The 16,365-nt window shown below is 72.4% G+C and carries 17 protein-coding genes; 9 read left to right on the top strand and 8 right to left on the bottom strand.

Annotated elements, in window-relative coordinates; genetic code table 11:
- Window positions 1–45 precede the first annotated feature (45 nt).
- The 6 genes from IG54_RS0101140 to IG54_RS0101115 form a co-directional block, all read right to left on the bottom strand.
- Window positions 46–1,074 (bottom strand): PHP domain-containing protein, encoded by a 1,029-nt coding sequence (locus IG54_RS0101140; RefSeq protein WP_030775969.1) that lies wholly within the window; start codon window positions 1,072–1,074, stop codon window positions 46–48.
- Between the two features lie 119 nt (window positions 1,075–1,193).
- The gene (locus IG54_RS0101135; protein WP_324615403.1) at window positions 1,194–1,505 is read right to left on the bottom strand and encodes a hypothetical protein; all 312 of its coding nucleotides are present in this window, start codon (window positions 1,503–1,505) and stop codon (window positions 1,194–1,196) included.
- 48 nt (window positions 1,506–1,553) lie between these two features.
- Window positions 1,554–3,023 carry an aminotransferase class I/II-fold pyridoxal phosphate-dependent enzyme gene (locus IG54_RS0101130; protein WP_030775963.1) on the bottom strand — a complete coding sequence of 490 codons (1,470 nt, stop codon included), beginning with the start codon at window positions 3,021–3,023 and terminating at the stop codon, window positions 1,554–1,556.
- Between the two features lie 99 nt (window positions 3,024–3,122).
- Complete coding sequence (locus IG54_RS0101125) at window positions 3,123–3,968, bottom strand: SigB/SigF/SigG family RNA polymerase sigma factor (protein ID WP_030775960.1); 846 nt, start codon at window positions 3,966–3,968, stop codon at window positions 3,123–3,125.
- 421 nt (window positions 3,969–4,389) lie between these two features.
- Window positions 4,390–5,055, bottom strand: a complete 666-nt coding sequence (locus IG54_RS0101120) for an HAD family hydrolase (RefSeq protein WP_030775957.1) — start codon at window positions 5,053–5,055, stop codon at window positions 4,390–4,392.
- A 49-nt stretch (window positions 5,056–5,104) separates the two neighbouring features.
- A complete protein-coding gene (locus IG54_RS0101115; RefSeq protein WP_030775955.1) occupies window positions 5,105–6,343 on the bottom strand; it encodes a cytochrome P450 in 1,239 nt (412 codons plus the stop codon).
- Between the two features lie 192 nt (window positions 6,344–6,535).
- Here IG54_RS0101115 and IG54_RS0101110 point away from each other — a divergent pair, with 192 nt between their 5' ends.
- From IG54_RS0101110 to IG54_RS0101090, 5 genes are all read left to right on the top strand, one after another.
- Complete coding sequence (locus tag IG54_RS0101110; protein ID WP_030775951.1) at window positions 6,536–9,379, top strand: AfsR/SARP family transcriptional regulator; 2,844 nt, start codon at window positions 6,536–6,538, stop codon at window positions 9,377–9,379.
- A gap of 155 nt (window positions 9,380–9,534) precedes the next feature.
- A complete protein-coding gene (locus tag IG54_RS0101105; RefSeq protein WP_158708766.1) occupies window positions 9,535–9,711 on the top strand; it encodes a hypothetical protein in 177 nt (58 codons plus the stop codon).
- A gap of 6 nt (window positions 9,712–9,717) precedes the next feature.
- On the top strand, window positions 9,718–10,320 hold the full coding sequence (locus IG54_RS0101100) for a hypothetical protein (protein WP_158708765.1): 603 nt from the start codon (window positions 9,718–9,720) through the stop codon (window positions 10,318–10,320).
- A gap of 13 nt (window positions 10,321–10,333) precedes the next feature.
- Entirely contained in the window at window positions 10,334–11,431 is a 1,098-nt protein-coding gene (locus tag IG54_RS0101095; RefSeq protein ID WP_030775944.1) for a hypothetical protein, read from the top strand.
- The gene (locus IG54_RS0101090; RefSeq protein ID WP_030775941.1) at window positions 11,428–12,480 is read left to right on the top strand and encodes a prenyltransferase/squalene oxidase repeat-containing protein; all 1,053 of its coding nucleotides are present in this window, start codon (window positions 11,428–11,430) and stop codon (window positions 12,478–12,480) included. Before IG54_RS0101095 ends, IG54_RS0101090 begins: the two co-directional genes overlap by 4 nt.
- A gap of 28 nt (window positions 12,481–12,508) precedes the next feature.
- On the opposite strand, the gene IG54_RS0101085 is transcribed toward IG54_RS0101090, so the two are convergent.
- Both IG54_RS0101085 and IG54_RS42415 read right to left on the bottom strand, forming a co-directional pair.
- Window positions 12,509–12,778 carry a hypothetical protein gene (locus IG54_RS0101085; RefSeq protein WP_030775938.1) on the bottom strand — a complete coding sequence of 90 codons (270 nt, stop codon included), beginning with the start codon at window positions 12,776–12,778 and terminating at the stop codon, window positions 12,509–12,511.
- A gap of 42 nt (window positions 12,779–12,820) precedes the next feature.
- On the bottom strand, window positions 12,821–12,994 hold the full coding sequence (locus IG54_RS42415; RefSeq protein WP_199809475.1) for a hypothetical protein: 174 nt from the start codon (window positions 12,992–12,994) through the stop codon (window positions 12,821–12,823).
- 200 nt (window positions 12,995–13,194) lie between these two features.
- Between IG54_RS42415 and IG54_RS0101075 the strand changes: the two genes are divergently transcribed.
- The 4 genes from IG54_RS0101075 (at window position 13,195) to IG54_RS0101060 (ending at window position 16,360) form a co-directional block, all read left to right on the top strand.
- Window positions 13,195–13,395: a DUF4236 domain-containing protein gene (locus IG54_RS0101075; protein ID WP_030775935.1), complete on the top strand. Its 201-nt coding sequence runs from the start codon at window positions 13,195–13,197 to the stop codon at window positions 13,393–13,395.
- Between the two features lie 44 nt (window positions 13,396–13,439).
- Window positions 13,440–14,294 (top strand): MBL fold metallo-hydrolase, encoded by an 855-nt coding sequence (locus IG54_RS0101070; protein ID WP_420712216.1) that lies wholly within the window; start codon window positions 13,440–13,442, stop codon window positions 14,292–14,294.
- A gap of 87 nt (window positions 14,295–14,381) precedes the next feature.
- A complete protein-coding gene (locus tag IG54_RS0101065) occupies window positions 14,382–14,651 on the top strand; it encodes a hypothetical protein (RefSeq protein WP_030775930.1) in 270 nt (89 codons plus the stop codon).
- Between the two features lie 296 nt (window positions 14,652–14,947).
- Window positions 14,948–16,360: a family 2B encapsulin nanocompartment shell protein gene (locus tag IG54_RS0101060; protein WP_030775927.1), complete on the top strand. Its 1,413-nt coding sequence runs from the start codon at window positions 14,948–14,950 to the stop codon at window positions 16,358–16,360.
- Window positions 16,361–16,365: the final 5 nt, after the last annotated feature.

The raw sequence follows: 16,365 nt of genomic DNA, 5'->3' as shown, positions 1-16,365 counted from the left end.
CACGGCTCGCAGGCGCGGCCACTAGGCGTGCGGCGGTGGGCCGGGTCAGGTGGTGGTCCCGCCCCGGCTCCCGCGGGTCCAGGCCAGCAGTTCCTCCGCCGGCCAGGTGTTCACCACGCGCTCGGCGGGGACACCGCACTCCTCGGCCCGCGCGCACCCGATGATCTGCCAGTCCAGCTGGCCGGGGGCGTGCGCGTCGGTGTCCACGGAGAACAGGACCCCCGCGTCCACGGCACGGCGCAGCAGTCTGCGCGGCGGATCGAGCCGCTCGGGACGGCTGTTGATCTCCACGGCCGTGCCCGCCGCCGCGCACGCGGCGAACACCTTGTCCGCGTCGAACTGCGACTCGGGTCTGCCGCGCCCGGTGACGAGCCGTCCGGTGCAGTGGCCGAGGACGTTCGCCCGGGGGTTGCTGACGGCGGCGACCATGCGGCGCGTCATCGCGGCGGCGTCCATGCGGAGCTTGGAGTGCACCGACACGACCACCAGGTCCAGCCGGTCGAGCAGTTCGGGCTCCTGGTCGAGGGAGCCGTCGTCGAGGATGTCGCACTCGATGCCGGTGAGCAGCCGGAAGGGCGCCCAGCGGGTGTTGAGGTCGGCCACCACGTCCAGCTGCTCGCGCAGCCGCTCCGGGGAGAGGCCACGGGCGATGGTCAGCCGTGGCGAGTGATCGGTGAGGACCGCCCACTCGTGCCCGAGGGCCAGGGCGGCCCGGCCCATCTCCTCGATGGGGCTGCCGCCGTCGGACCAGTCGGAGTGCAGGTGGCAGTCGCCGCGCAGCAGCGCGCGCAGCTCGGCGCCGCCCTCGGCGAGCGGGTCGTGCGCCTCCCCCTCGAGCCGTTGCAGATATCCCGGCACTTCTCCGGCGAGCGCCTCGCGGACCACGCCCGCGGTCTTGGGACCGACCCCTTTGAGCGACTCCAGCGTCCCGTCCGCGGCACGCCGCGCGGTCTCGCCGTCGGCCAGCGCCCCGATCACCGCGGCCGCGGTGCGAAAGGCCCGCACGCGGTAGGTCGGGGCGCGGCCGCGCTCCAGCAGAAAGGCGATCCGTTCCAGCGCCTCCACGGGCTCCATCGACACCTCCGGCCGCCGGTGGTCCCCGGCGGTGTGCGTGTCACTCCAGCGTCGCCCATGACGGGGCGCGGGGCACGGCGAGCGGCCCGGACGTGTTCCTCGGCCCGTGGACGTGTCGCTCAGCCGGTGGGCTCGTCCGGTTCGGGATGCTCCTCCATCTCGGGCGGCTCGGAGCCCGACGCGTCGGGCCGCGAATCGCCGCGCCGGCCGGTTCCGCCCTCGTCCGTCTCGGGTACGTCGTCGTCGCTGTCGGGGGCGTTGCCCGACGTGGCCGCCTTCTCGTCCACGTCCCAGGCGTCGTTGTCGTCGGAGGCCTGCTGGTCGGGCAGGTCCCTGGGGATGGGCGGGCCGTCCTGGCCCGGGGAGGGGGGATTGCGCTCGTCCATGTGCTGCTGGTTCGTGTCCTGGTCGCTCATGTCCTGGTCGCTCATGTGCTGTGCTCCGTTCTTCGCTGCCGCGTGGTTCGCGCGGTTATTCGGCTATTCGGCGACGACCCGCACGGTGTTCAGTTCGCTGTCCTTGGCGTCGGGGAGGTTCATGCCCGCGGCCACGCCGCTGCGCAGATAGCGCAGGACGGGCTCGGTGAGCCGCTCGCCGGGCAGTGCCGCGGGGATGCCGGGCGGGTACGGGGTCATCATCTCGGCGGCGACGCGGCCCGCCGCCTCCGCCACCGGCACGTCATCGGTGGGCCCGAAGAACGCGTCGCGGGGCAGGATCGCCTGCTCCATCCGGAGTTCGGCGGAGGTGGGGACCTCCACCGGCGGGGCGGGTTCCAGATGCGGAGCGGCGTGGGCCAGGTCGCGCAGGGCCGCGAGCAGCAGGCCCGTCGTGTCGTGGTCGTCGGCGTGGGTGATCTGGGCGCTGATCCGACGGTGGTCGCTGAGGTGTGCGTCCAGCGCGTGGTGGCGGCGCAGCCAGTCCGCTGCCCGGTAGCCGCTGGTGCCGAGGCCGTCGACCTCGATGACGACCGGCAGGGGGTCGAAGTCGGCGGCGAGGCCGGGTCCGCAGAAGTCGGCGCGGTCGTTGACGTGCAGGCCGTCGATGGTCTCGATCGCCTCCCGCACCTCGGCGGCCAGGTCCAGCGCCCTGCCCATCAGTTCGTGGCCGTGCAGCGCCATCTGGCGCCGCCATCCGTCGAGCCCCGCGTAGATCAGGGTGGACGGGCTGGTGGTGCCGAGGAGGTCCGCGCAGTTCTCCAGGACCTCCGGGTCGATCAGGTCGCCCTGGAGGTGGAAGACGGAGCCCTGCTCCAGTCCGCTGCCCATCTTGTGGATGCTCGTCACGCAGATGTCGGCGCCCGCGTCCATCGCCCAGGACGGCAGGTCGGGATGGAAGGGCAGGTGCGCGCCCCAGGCCTCGTCCACCACGAGCGGCCGTGACCGGCTGTGGCAGACGGCGGCGATACCGCTCAGGTCGGCGCAGGCCCCGTACGGGGTCGGGCTGGTGACCAGCGCGCCTTTCGCGTCGGGGTGCGCGGCGAACGCGGCCTCGAAGTCCTCCGCTCCCGGTGCGTGCGCCAGATGACGCTTGTCGTCCCACCTCGGTTCGACCCACACCGGCTGGATCCCGGAGAGGATCAGTCCGGAGACGACGGACTTGTGCGCGTCCCGGCCGACGAGCAGTTTCGAGCCGGGACCGGCGATGGACAGCATGGCCGACTTGACGGAGAGCGAACTGCCGCACGTGGAGAAGAAGGTGTGCTCGGCGTGCACGGCGTCCGCCATCAGCCGCTCGGCCCGTTCGAGAACCCGTCCCCGCGTGCGCCGGTCGTCGAGTCCTCCCGAGGCCAGTACGTCACCGAGGAAGGCCGCGTCGCCCAGCAGTTCGCGCACGGCCGGATCGGCGCCGCGGGCCTGTTTGTGGCCCGGTGGTGTGAAGCCGACCCGGCCCTTGCTGCGGTGTTCGGCGAGGGCTTCGAGTACGGGGGCTCGGGTGTGATCATGCGACATGGGACACGCGTTCCCTGGAGTCGCGCCGCCCAATCCGGGCGTCCGTCAACCGGCCGTAAGGCCCTTTGCCCGTGCCTGCGCGCGCCTGGCTCCGGCCGGTCACGCGGCGCGGGCGGGCTCGGCCGCCTCGTGTCCGACGTCGGCGGCGGACCGGACGCGGGCGCAGCTGCGGCTGATGAGACGGGAGACGTGCATCTGCGAGATGCCGAGTTCCTCCGCGATCTTGCTCTGCGTCATGTCCTCGAAGAAGCGCAGGTAGAGGATGGTCCGTTCCCGCTCGGGCAGCTGTCGCAGGCCCGCCTTGGCCGCCTCCCGGTCGGTGATGCAGTCGTACGCGGGGTCGGGCGCCCCGAGTGTGTCGGCGAGGCTGAAGCCGTCGGGGTCGGCGGAGGAGATCTCGGCGTCCAGCGACAGGGCGCTGTAGCCCTCCATGGCCTCCATGCCGTCCCGGACCTCGTCCTCGGTGAGGCCCGCGTGTGCGGCGATCTCGGGGATGCCGGGCTCGCGGCCGCTGCCCGGCTGGTCGAGGAGTTCGCGGCGCGCGACGCGGACCTTGTTCCGCAGTTCCTGGACGCGGCGGGGCACGCGTACGTCCCACATGCGGTCGCGGAAGTGGCGGCGCAGTTCGCCCGTGATGGTGGGCACGGCGTAGCTCTCGAAGGCGCCGCGGCCGGGCTCGTACCGGTTGACGGCCTTGACCAGGCCCATCGCGGCGACCTGCTGGAGATCCTCGATGCTCTCGCCCTTGTTCCGGAACCTGCCCGCGATCCGGTGGGCCATGGGCAGCCAGGCCTCGACGATCTCCTCGCAGAGCAGTTCGCGCTCGGGGCCGTCCTCCAGGGCGGCGAGGCGGGTGAATCGCGCCGCCGTGTCCGGTGCGTCGTTGTGGGGGTGCCGGGTCGTCGTACGACGACGGGCGGAGTATGCAGTGAGGTCGGTAAGCATCAGAATTCGCTCCTCAACGGTGCCGCCAACAAGTGACACGCGAGAAACGGGGCGCCCCGGCAGGCATCCACCAGGAGTGAGCACACCGCTCCCGCGAACGCGCCTCCGGTCCGAAGCACGTTATTCGCCTGCCCTTCGAATCCGGGGCCAAACAGCCTTCGCCACAAGGCGGCTGCGGGAGGGAGGGGCGCAGCCGTCAGGGGGTCGCCGCAGTGCCGCTCCCCCGCCTCGACGAGACGCGCTTACCTGTTCGTCATGTCGCTCGTTCGGTAGAGGCGGGGCATACCTGAGGTCGTGAGGGGCACACGCGACGCGGGGTGCGAAGCGTCGGAACGGCCCTCGGACGCCACGCCCGACCGACCGGCCGCATTGGGGTGCGGCCGGTCGGTCTCCTCCTCGGCGTGCCGCACGGCGGGCGCTGTCACCTCTTGTCGGTGAGGACCTCGCTGTCCAGACGCTCCAGCAGCTCGGCGGGGTCCGCGTAGACGGCACCGGCCCCGGCCTCCTCCAGGTTCCGGCGGGGGATGCCGCCCGAGAGCAGCGCGATGCTCCGTACGCCCGCCCGGGCCGCCGCCCGCATGTCCCACACGGTGTCGCCGACGAACAGCGCCTCGTCCGGGGCGCATTCGGCGATGTCCAGTGCGTGGTGGACGGGGTCGGGGGCCGGTTTGCCCGCATCCACGTCGTCCGCGCTCGCGATGCCGGCGATGACGTCGTCCGCGTCGATGGCCCGGCGCAGCGCGCCGAGTTCCGCGCCGCCCGCCGAGGTGGCGAGGACGATGCGCCAGCCGCGTCCGTGGAGGGCGTGGAGCAGGTCGCGGGCGCCGTTCAGCGCGGGGAGCCGGTCGAAGTACGTGCCGTAGAGGGTGCTGTGCGCGGCACTGATCTCGTCGTCCTGCTCGTGGTCGCGGTCGTCGCCGAGCAGATGGGCGATGAGGTCGGCCGAACCGAGGCCGACGGCATGGTGGATGTCGTGCATCGCGACGTTCTGGCCGGCTTGGCGGAACGCCTCCCACCATGTGATCACGTGCAGGTGGTTGGTGTCGGTGAGTGTTCCATCGACGTCGAACAGCGCGGCAGGCGCCATGGCTTCACACCGTTCCCTTCTCGGTTTCGCGCCCGTACTCCACGGCGGTTCAGCGCACGTCCGTCATGACGAAGCCGCTGCGGGGCCTGGTCGGCATCCTGTGCAACGGGATACGCAGGTCCTGCTCGGGCACGTGGTAGTCGAGCCGGGCGAGGCGCGGGAGCAGAGCGGTCAGGACGGCCAGGGTGACGTCCTCGCCCGGGCAGCGGTGTCCTTCGGCGGCGTCGCCGCCGCCCTGGGGGACGAGTTCGTCGCGGCCGGGTTCGCGCCCCGTGAACCGCTCGGGGTCGAAGGTGTACGGCGCGTCCCACAACCCGGGGTCGTGGTTCTGTCCGTAGAGGTCGAGCAGGACCAGCGTGCCCTCCTTGATGGGCTCGCCCTGCCAGTCCAGGTCGGCGGGGGCCAGGCCCGCGACGAACGGCGCGAACGGATAGAAGCGCCGCACCTCATGGGCGAACGCGCGCGCGTAACCCTCCCCCTCGCCGGCCAGCCGCCGGCGCAACTCCGGGTGCCGGTGCAGCGCGTGCGCGCCGAAGACGGTGTACCAGGTGACGGCGACGGTCGGCCGCAGGACGTTGAGAAGTTCGACGGCGGCCGTGCGGGGGTCGAGCCGCCGCCCGTCGGCCTCGCGGTGCGCGGCGACGGCCTCGACGACGGAGGGCGGTCCGTCCTGCGCCGCCGGGTCGCTGTCGGCCGAGCGGATCTCCTCGATCAGTCGGGCCAGCCGCTCCTCCTGCCGCCGACGGGCGGCGCGGGCCTGCCAGTGCCGGGGTCCGGCGGTGGCGAATCCGTCGACCATGGCCACCAGGTCGCGGGCGGTCCGCCGCGACTCGTCGTCCGGATGCTCCGCGAGGGGCACCCCGGCCCACGCGTACACGGCCCGGGTGATCAGGACGCTCACTTCGTCGAACAGCGTCACCCGCGGGCGGTCGGCCCACTCCTTGCAGGCCCGCTCCCATTCGTCGGTGACGCGCTGGGCCAACGAGGTGACCCGGGCCGCGTCCTTGAGTTGCGCCATGAACATCGCCTTGCGCTGCCGGTGCTCCTCGCCGTCGAGGGTGTGCACGGCGCCCTTGCCGAAGAGTGTGCTCAGGACGGGCTCGGGCAGGGCCGTTCGGCGGCGCACGTGGTTCTCGTCGTAGAAGAACGGGACGGCCGCCGGGCCGCGCAGCGCGATGACGGGCTTGCCCAGCAAGCGGGTGCGTACGGGTCCCGGTCCCGTGCGACGGCTCAGGTCCGGGAGCCACGCGTAGCCTTGGGTGAGCAGCGGCAGCGTGTTGTCCAGCATGAGGTCCTCCTTGGTTGGATCCTGACCGAACACGGCCCCGTCCGCATGTCCCCCGTCGGCGTACGGCTCGGTCCTGGACGAGCGGGTGCCCCGGGCCACCAGTATGAATCGGCCCGAAGGCCCTAAAATCGGGGCAAAGCTTGTCGCGCTCCTCCGGTAATGTGGATCTTTTCCCCCAGAGGAGTTGCATCAGTGGAGTTCCGGCTGCTCGGAGCGGTTTCCGTCGCCACCGAGGTCGGCGTACTGCCGCTCGGCCCCGCCAAGCGGCGCAGTCTGCTCGCCGCGCTGTTGCTGCGGCCCAATCACCCGGTCCCCGTGGACCGGTTGACGGCCGCTTTGTGGGACCAGGAACCGCCCGCGCGCGCCCGTGGTGTCATCCAGGGGCATGTGTCGCAGCTGAGGGTCCTGCTCACCGAGGCCGAGGCCGGGATGTTCGGCGTCGAGCTGGTCACGCAGGGCACGGCGTACGTCCTGCGGATGCCGGAGTCCTTGCTGGACGCCCACCGTTTCGAGGAGCTGGTGACGCTGGCCCGCGGTCAGCGGGCGCCGGCCGACGCGGTGGCGATGTATCAGGAGGCGCTGTCGCTCTGGCAGGGCCCGGCGCTGACCGGCGCGTATCCGAGCCAGCCGCTCCAGGCCGCCGCCCAGGCGCTGGAGGAACTCCGCCTGGCCTCCGTGGAGTCGCTGGCCGGGGCGTACACGCGGATGGGCGAGCACGCCAGGGCCGCCGCCGTGCTGCGGGCGGAGGCCGGTGCCCATCCGCTGCGCGAGTCGCTGTCCGCCGAGCTGATGAGGGCGCTCCAGCGGGCGGGGCGCCGCACAGAGGCACTCGACTGGTTCCACCGCACGCGGCGGGTGCTCGCCGACGAGCTGGGCGTCGACCCGGGCCGGGAGCTGGCCGACGCCTACGCGGCCGCGCTGCGCGGGGCGGGCGACGAGCCGGACGGGACGGGAGGCGGCGCCTTTGCCGCGGACGTGCCACCCGGCGGCGGGCCGGTCGCGGTTGCGGCTCCGCCGTCTTCCGCCCCTGCTTCGGTCCCTGCGGCTCCTTCTGCCCAGGGGCCTTCCGGGGTGCCCGCGGCTCCCGTCGCGTCTCCCGCGCCGGGGCCCGCCCTCCCCCCGGCCGCGATCGATCTCCTGCCACGCATGCCCCGCGGTTTCCACGGGCGGGCCGGGGAACTCACAGCGCTGTCCCGGGCCGCCGCCGGTGAGGCGCCCGTCTGCCTGGTCACCGGGCCCGCGGGCGTGGGCAAGACGGCGCTCGTCACCCACTGGGCGCACCGCAACCGCGAGCACTTTCCCGGCGGGCTGCTCTATGCCGACCTGCGCGGTTTCAGCGACACCGGAGAGCCGGCCCTGCTGGAGGTGCTGCGGGAGTTCCTGCTGGCGCTCGGAGTCGCGCCGCGCCGGATACCGGAGTCGGCCGGCGCCGCGTCCGCGCTCTTCCGGTCCCTTTCCGCCGACCGCCAACTACTGGTCGTACTCGACAACGCGCGAGCGTCCGACCAGGTCAGGGAGTTGCTGCCGGGCGGCGCCCGCTGCGTCACCGTGGTCACAAGCCGCTACCGGCTGCGTGGTCTGATCGCCTCCGACGCCGCGCGTCCCGTACCCGTGGACGTACTCGAACCGGAGGACAGCACCGCCTTGCTGGCCGCGGTGCTCGGTACGGACCGCGTCCTCGCCGAGGAGGTGGCCGCGCGCCGCCTCGCCGAGCTGTGCGGGGGGCTTCCGCTGGCGCTGCGGGTGGCCGCGGCCAGGCTCGCGGACCAGCCCGAGTCGTCGCTGAGCACCATGTGCGCCGAACTGTCCGACGAGTCACGCCGGTTGGGCCTGCTCGACGTGGAGGATACGGGCGTACGCGCCGCGCTGCGGCTCACCGTGCGCCGCCTGCCCGCGGACGCCGCACGGCAGTTCGCCCACCTCGGGCGCCACCCGGGGACGCATATCGACCTGTACGCGGCGGCGGCCCTCGCGGACACCGACACCGCCACCGCCGAGGCCGCGCTGGACAAGCTCACCGCGGCCCACCTCGTCATGCGGGCCGGACCCGACCGCTGGACCCTGCACGATCTCGTACGCCTGTACGCGCGAGATCTGGACGCCGAGGCCGACGCCCTGCCGCGGGTGCTCGATCTGACCGTGGCGACCGCACTGGCCGCCGCCGACGCGGCCGAGCCCGGTGACGAGTCGTGCTTCACCCTGCCCGCCGACTTCCGACCGCCGTGGGCGGCGCGGGAGTTCGCCGACCGCGAGCAGGCCATGGCCTGGTACGCGGCCGAACGCGACGACCTGACGCTCGCCGCCACCGCCGCCGACTCCGCGGGGCTGCACGACAGGACCTGGCGGATCATCCTCGGGATGTGGCCGCAGATCGTGTGGCGGGTGCAGGACGGGTGGACGCCCCTGCTGAAGACGGCACTTGAGGCCACGCGCGCCGACGGTGACGCCCGCGCCGAGTCGCGGGTGCTGGCTCTCCTCGGATGGGTGCTGACCGAGGAGGGCCGCATCGACGAGGCGCTCGGCCACCTGGAGGCCGCGCCCCTGCTCGCCGCGCGGGCGGGGGACACGCGCGGTGAGGCGACCGCGCTGATGAACCTGTCGCTCGCCCAGGCCGCCCTGGGCAGCCCGGACGAGGCCGCCGAGGGGTGTGCGCTCGCGGCGGAGCTGGCGCACAGCGTCGGCGACCGGCACACCGAACGCCTGGCCCTGTGCCACCTCGCCCGCCACCGGCTGGACGCCAGGGAGTGGCAGGCGGCCCACGAGACGGCCATCGCGGCGCTCGACCTCGTCGGCCCCTCGGAGGCATCGGCGGCGGCCCGGGTGCTGTTGCTGACCGCGATCGGCGAGGCGCTGCTGGGCATGGGCGACGAGACCGAGGGCATCCGGCGCCTGGAGAACGCGGCGTTGGAGGCGGAGGCGTGCGGCTACGACGACGGCGCGGTCAGGGCCCTCGGCGCGCTGCTGCGGGTGTCGGCGGACGCGGGCTTGCAGGCGCGGTACGACACGGCGATGGTCCGGCTGATGGCGCGGACCTGAGCGGAGCCCGCCGCCGTGCGGTGTCACCTGTTTGCCCGCCCCTCGCTGCGCGTCGGGCCGGGCCGTTCAACCCTGGGGTGAGGATGCCGGTGCCGGCCGGGAGCTGCTCTGCCGGCCGCGCGGCGGAGCAGGGACACCGGCTGGAGGCGACCGACATGACCTGGATCGACGACTGCCAGGGAGACCGCAGGTACGAGTGCACCTACGCCGCGTGGGACGACCCCACCGAGACATGGTGCGTCGATACCGATACGCCCTGCTGGAACTGGGAGGACGGCGGCGTCTTCGTCTCATCGGTCGACCATGGAGTCCCGGACTCCGGAGGGTGGTAGATCCCCTTGCCGCACAACCATCGACTCGCCGGGCTCGATCCACGGCCTCGGCCCGCCTACCAGGAGCAGCTCGACGGGCTTCCCCGGATGGCCCATCAGCCCCTGGTCCCGGCCGGTCAGCTCGAGGAACTGAAAGTTCTGCTGCCCCACCTCGAAGGGCTGAGCTTCCCGATCGAGAGCGCGGGCCAGTTCGTCGACCAACTGGGCGGTCCCGGCGCGACCATCAAGATCCACGACGTCGACATGGCTCCGATCCGCATGATCAAGTTCATGCCCGCCTACTACTTCCCCGTCGTCTCGATGGAGAACCTCATCGAGAAGATGGCCGAGCTGGTCAGGGTGAACCGGCCCGCCGTCGACCTGCCGAAGGAACTGGGGCGCCTGCGGGACCAACTGCCCGACATCGACTACCCCGTGGCCGACAGGGAGGCACTCCAGGACCAGTTGGGGAGTGGCTCCACGTACCACGTGATGGGGCGGGACCATCACGTCGGTGCGGCGATCGATGCCGTCACCGACAACATGTTCCCCATTGAATCGGCACGCGACCTGGAACGGAAGCTGCTCTTCCTGATGGGCCGGCGCCCGCTGATCCGTCCCCACGCGTGAGGGGCCGGGTGACATGCGGGGTTCGGTGAAGCCTCCACCTCGTGAGGCACATGTCAGCGACTGGCCGGTCGCCCTTCTCCTCGACGAGCTGTGGCTGCGCGGCCGCCGGAGCCTGGTCCGGTCGTTGGAGCAGGCGGGTATGTGGCCCGCCACCGACGCGCACCGCTCCCATATGGCCGCGCAGGGCACGCTCGGCGCGGCTCTGCGACGGGATGTGCTCGAGCCCTGCCTGGCGGACGGTGACCGGCGGCTGCTCGACGCAGAGACATGCTGGGGTCCGGCCAACCGCGGGGTGCGGCGGCGCCTCCCCCACGCCCTGGCGTTCGGCCACGGGCTGGCGCGCGTGCTGCGGAGTCTCGTACACGAGGACGGTCCGCTACCGGAGACCGAGGAGGCGAGCGCCCTGTTCAACCTCGGGGTGTCCCTGTTCGATCTCGCCCACGACGGGTTCCCCGACGTGGCGTCCCGGATCGGCGAGCTGCTGCCCGAGCACGTGGTGGCACGCGCGGCCGCCGGTGACCCGGTGGGCACGGACCTGGCGCGGGCGGCGGCGGACTCGGCGGACGAGGTGCGCGTACTCACCGCGGTGGTCGAGGGCTTCTTCACGCGACTGTCGCGACTGCCCGCGAGCCCTCAGCGGCGCTCGGCGCTGGCCGCCGAGATCGTCGCCGCCCATCGGGAGGAAATCCGTTCGGTCCGGGGCGCGGCGGGCTCACCCCAGGCCCGTGCCGTCGCGGCGGCCACCTCGGCCGCGCCCTTCCGTGTGATCGCCCGCCTGGTCACGCTCGATCTGGACGAGGCGCAGGCGCGGCCGGCCGAGGAGGCCGCGGAACGGCTGGGCCGGATCTTCGGCCTCGTGGACGATCTCACCGATCTGGTGGTGGACATGCAGGACAGCGCGCTCAACGGAGTGCTGCTCGCGGCCCGTTCGATGCCGGAGTCCGATGACCGTGCGTGCGCGGAGGCCCTCCTCGACGGTGACCATGTCCGGCTCGCGACGCGCGAGGTCGTCGACCAGCTGAAGGCTCTCGATGCCCTCCCCCGCTGCCGGGCCGCCGGGCTCGACGTCTTCGTCCGGCACAGCGTCCGGGCCTGGCTGGAGGGCCCGTGACCACCGCCCCGCCACTGACCGAGGCGGTCGATGCGGCGTTGGCACGCGCGCTCGCCCACCTGGCCTCCCGGAGCGGCGGGGACGGCCTCTGGCGCGACTTCCGTACGCTGGCCGGCGCCTCGTCCGACTGGGTGAGCGGCTACGTCTGCGACGCCCTCAGCGAGGTCCGCGCCGCGGAGCCGCTGGCCGGGCGGGCCGCGCGGCGGCTCGTGGCCCGGCAGCGCGGCAACGGCGGATGGGGATACAACCGGCGCGTGCCGACGGACGCCGACAGCACCGCGTGGGTGCTGGTCGCGCTGTCGTCGGCCGCGCCCTGGCGGCCGTCCGCGGTGCTGCGCGGCACGCGGTTCCTCGCTCGGCACCAGGACGCGGGCGGCGGTCTGCGCACATACGACCGCGATGACGGCATCCACCGTTTCATCGCGGCACCGCCCGAGGCCGTGCCCGGATGGGCCCAGCCCCACATCTGTGTCACCGCGGCCGGTCTGCTCGCCCTCGCCTCGCACCGGTATCCCGACCAGGACGCGCTGGCCCGTGCCGCCTCCTATGTGCGGGAGACGCGGAACGACGACGGGTGCTGGTCCGGCTACTGGTGGACCGGGATCGCCTATCCGACCGCCATGGCCCTGCGGGCGCTCGTCGCGGCGCGGGCGGCGCCCCCCGCCCTGCTGCGCGGCGTCGGCGACGCGCTCCGGGACCGGGCCGGCCGCGGCCGCGCGTGGGCCGACGATCCCGGCATCGGGCCGTCCGCGTTCGCCACCGCGCTGGCCCTGCGCTCCCTCATGCTGTGCGGGCGCGGGGAGCGCGACGAGGCGGTCCACGACGCGGTCGGCCACCTGCTCGACACGCAGCGCCCCGACGGGGCGTGGGCCGGCGAACCGATCTTGCGCATTCCGCGGCCGGGGGATCTCGAGCCGGGGCCCGAGGCGCTGTGGCGCACCGACGCGCCGGGCACCGGTGTGGTCGTCAGCGATGTGAACCAGGTATTCGGGACGGCCACGGCGATCGCCGCCCTGGCGCGCTACCAGGAGCTGCACCGCCGTCGGTGAACCGGCCCACCCGGAGCACATGCCACTCCTACGGGACCTCGTCCGCGTCGCGGGCGGCGTGTTCGGTGAGCCGGCGGTGCACCTCGGCGGTCTGTTCGGCCAGGGCCCGGGCCCTCGCCTCGGCCTCGTCGGCCCGGGCGTTGATGCGGGCGATGTCCTCCTCGATGACCTTGAGGGCCAGCTCGGCCGCGGCGTCCGCCTCCTGCGGGGGCAGGTCCTCGGGGAGGTCCGCCAGGGCGCTCTTGACCGCCGGGATGCCGCCGCGGTCGTGCAGGTCTTTCCAGAACTGGTAGTCCATCGCGCCATCCTGGCCGATCGGCCGCGCTCCGCGCGAGGCGGCCTAGGAAGCGGGCTCCGCGGGTGTGCTCACCCGGGGCGGCGTGCTGAAGTCGAGCACGTCCTGGGCGGTCTGCTGGGTCTCCTCCGCGGCCTTGCGAGCGGTGGCGAGGACGTCGCCGTGCTCCTGGACGAGGGTGTGGTAGATCGGCGCCTGGGTAGCGTCATTGGCCGGCATGACCTGCGGCTCCTTGTTCGGTGGACTGCGTGGTTCGGGTCGGCCGATTGCGGCCGACCCGCGACCTTACGCGAAGTCGGTGCGTGAAGGGCACCCGGACCCGATCATGAGTTCGGGGCTTGTGACGACTTTCACAGGTCCTTCCGCACGTGAGGGCCGACCCCGGCGGGGTACCTACGAGGGGATGCTAGGAGGAGTCCATGCCGCTCACGTTCCGCAAGAGTTTCCGAATACTTCCCGGGGTGCGTCTGAACATCAACAAGCGCTCCTGGTCCCTCACCACGGGCGGGCGCACCGGGCCCCGCCGCACCCACAGCAGCACGGGCCGGCGCACCACGTCGATGGACCTGCCCGGTCCGTTCGGCTGGCGCCGTACGACAAGGCGGGGCGGACGCCGGTGACGAACGACGCCTTAGCCGGCCGGCCCCTGACCTCCGGTTGGTCCGTGGACGACCGCTGCACGAACTGCGACGTCGCCCGGCAGCTCGCGCCCGATCTGATCCGTGAGGTCGACGGCCGCTCCGAGATCGTGCGCCAGCCGCGCGACGCGGCGGAGGAACGCCTTGTCTTCGCCGCCGCGTTCGCCTGCCACACCCGCTCCATCCGGCCCGCCTCCGGGCGGCTGGAGGCGGTGCACGACCCCTATCCCCTGGCCCTCGACGACGCCGTGCTGTTCTGCGGGCACAACTCCCAGCGCACCGCGGGAGCCAACGCGTACCTCCTGCGCCGCCCTTCGGGGAGCCTGATGATGGTCGACACCCCGCGCTGGAGCGAGGCGCTGGCCGTCCAGTACGAGGAGATCGGGCCGGTCACCGATGTGCTGCTCACCCATCGGGACCACGCCGCGCACGGCCGTCGGTACGCCGATCGCCTCCGCGCCCGGCTGTGGATCCACGAGGGCGACCTGGACGCGGCGCCCGACGCCGACCGCGTCCTGCGCGGCACCGGGCCCACCGAGATCGCCGACGGCGTCCTCGCCCATCCGCTGCCGGGCCACACCCGGGGCAGCGTGCTGTACGTCGCCGACGAGCGGTACTGCTTCAGCGGGGACAGTTTCTACTGGTCCCGTACGACGGGCGACATCGAGGTGGCCGACAGTGTCACCTGGTACTCCATCGAGGAACTGGCGGCCTCGTTGGCCCGCACGGCCGAACGGCTCCGCTTCGAGTGGCTGCTGCCCGGCCACGGCGACCGCAGGCGGCTGCCCGCCGCCGAAATGGCGGAGCGGATGCGGGCGTTGACCGCTCGCACGGCTACTCTCAGGCCCCGCCCCGTGGACTTCACGGCGCTGCGCTGGTGACCGCGTGCCCCCGGCGCGGCGGTCCGGGCGGGCGACCCGGGCGGCGAGAACATGCGGCGGGGGCCGGTCCTGTCTAGCGTCACTCATATGAAGACCGAACCGCAGAGTTTCGAGATCCTGCTGGTCCCCGAGTTCGCCGCGGACGGCGGGGGCACCAGTGACACCCGAGGCGCCCTGCGTTCCGCGATCGTGACGGCCACCGGCGAGACCGGCTCCTCCGGCTATCCCCGGTACGTCGGGGACGGCATGGAGGCCGACATCGACCCCGCGACCCGATCCGTCGAGGCCTTGCTCGTCGACGGGGCCGAGCTGGACTACGGCCTGTCGGTGAGGGTCGCGGACGTCCAGGGCGGCTGAATCCCCCTGACCGAGAACGATTCTCACCCCTCGTCATAAATAACCCTTCGGATTATTTATTTCATTACCAAAAAGCTTCCTCCCCGGAAATGCCCGTCACCGCCGGGCCCGCGCCACGACCTGCACCCTTGCCCCCGTATTCGAACCTCGGAGCGAAGGGTTAAATAGCTCGCTCCCGACTTCCTGAAAGAGCGTCATATTCATCCTCCCGAGTGGTGACGGGAATGTGGATCCGATGGATTGTGGGACCTGCAAATCCCGCAGGTAAACCCGAATTCCATCGGAGGATTCTCATCATGTCAGTCGATTCCGACCAGGAAGTGCGAGCCGGGGACCTTCCCCGCCAGCAGAGCCTCGGTACGGCGGCCGCGCGGAATCTGGCCACCACCACCAAGTCCGTGCCCCAGATGCAGGAGATCAGCTCCAGATGGCTGCTGCGCATGCTGCCCTGGGTGCAGGTCCAGGGCGGTACGTACCGGGTGAACCGGCGGCTCACCTACGAGCTGGGGGACGGCCGCGTCACCTTCGTCCAGACCGGCGGTCGCGTCGAAGTCATCCCGGCCGAGCTGGGTGAACTGCCCGCACTGCGCGACTACGCGGACGACGCCGTGCTGAGCGAGCTGGGCCACCGCTGCGAGCAGCGCGAGTACCCGGCCGGCACCGTCCTGGCCACCGCGGGCGACCCGCAGGACACGGTCTTCCTCCTGGCCCACGGCCGAGTGCAGAAGGTCGGGGCCGGGCCCTACGGAAACGAAACCGTCCTGGGAGTCCTCGCGGACGGCGCCTACTTCGGTGAGACGGCGCTGACCGGCGACGCGCGGACCTGGGAGAGTTCGTTCAGGACCGCCACGGCCTGCACGGTCCTGACGCTGTCCCGCGCGGACGTCGACAACCTCGCCGAGCGCTCGCCGACGCTGCGCGCGCACCTCGACGGTGGGGCGGCCATTCCGCAGCAGGGGACCAACAAATACGGCGAAGCGGCGATCGACCTCGCCGCCGGGCACGTGGGCGAGGCCGTGATCCCGCACACGTACGTCGACTACGAGGCGGCCCCGCGCGAGTACGAACTCTCGGTCGCGCAAACGGTGTTGAAGGTCCACAGCCGGGTGGCGGACCTGTACAACAAGCCGATGAACCAGACCGAGCAGCAGTTGCGGCTCACCGTGGAGGCGCTGCGCGAGCGCCAGGAGGACGAACTCATCAACAACCGTGAGTTCGGCCTGCTCAGCAACGCCGACTACGGCCAGCGCCTCCAGCCCTACCACGGGGTGCCCAGCCCCGACGACATGGACGAACTCCTCTCCCGGCGCCGGGGCAGCAAGCTCTTCCTCGCCCACCCCCGCGCCATCGCCGCGTTCGGCCGCGAGTGCAACAAGCGCGGCCTGGTCCCGGAGAGTGTGGACGTCGGCGGCCACCGCATCCCCACCTGGCGCGGAGTGCCGATCTTCCCGTGCAACAAGATCCCGGTGACCCAAGCCCGTACGACGTCGATCATCTGCATGCGTACGGGTGAGGACGAACAGGGCGTGATCGGGCTCCAGCAGAGCGGCATCCCGGACGAGATCGAGCCGAGCCTGTCGGTGCGGTTCATGGGGATCAACGAACAGGCGATCATCTCCTACCTCGTCACCGCCTACTACTCCGCGGCGATCCTCGTCCCGGACGCCCTCGGCGTTCTGGAGAACGTGGAAGTCAGCCGCTGGCACTGAACCAG

The sequence above is a fragment of the Streptomyces sp. NRRL S-920 genome (genome assembly GCF_000717945.1).
Lineage (GTDB): Bacteria > Actinomycetota > Actinomycetes > Streptomycetales > Streptomycetaceae > Streptomyces > Streptomyces alboniger.
The sequence above is the reverse complement of the archived record's forward strand: the minus strand, read 5'-3'. Positions and strand labels throughout refer to the sequence as shown.